This is a genomic window from Oleiphilus sp. HI0061, from assembly GCF_001635675.1.
The window spans coordinates 1-486 of the sequence record NZ_LWFE01000703.1; the positions used below are offsets into that span (position 1 = coordinate 1).

The 486-nt window shown below is 50.6% G+C and carries 1 pseudogene; it reads right to left on the minus strand.

Annotation, left to right across the window (positions count from 1 at the left end):
- Positions 1 to 486, minus strand: a pseudogene (locus A3735_RS08915) (DUF4158 domain-containing protein); the annotation flags it as partial.

The window sequence follows — 486 nt, forward strand, 5'->3', positions numbered from 1 at the left end:
GTCGAGTGTGATGGATGAACCCTTCCGCAATGCGCTCCAAGCCCTGCTGGTACCGAGACTGCAGATAGCACAGCAGGTACAAGCATTGGTTAGCAGGCGACTGACGCTTAAGTTTAGCACCGTAATAATCAACCCGTTCGGCATAGTGATGCTGGTTTTTCTGGGACAGAGAAAGCGAGTCGAGTACAGTCGTCACATCCTCCATTAGCGGTTGAATATGGTTATACACCGCCAGCTCTTTCTGCAGCTCGGTACCGGTGAAGTTGCGAGCGCTCCCGCGCAGCTGCTTCAATGTAAAGTGGTCTTCATCGGAAACCAGTGTCTGCAGCATATTCTTTAAGCTTTGGCTGCAAGCGGCATTGATCTGATCATACAATCGTTGCTGATGTTGATTAATCACCTGACTGACGATCTTCTGCAGGGTACTATAGGCAGGAATGGCGATCTTCTGGTGGGCCAGGTACTCGATTGCTGCGTCAAAGAGTG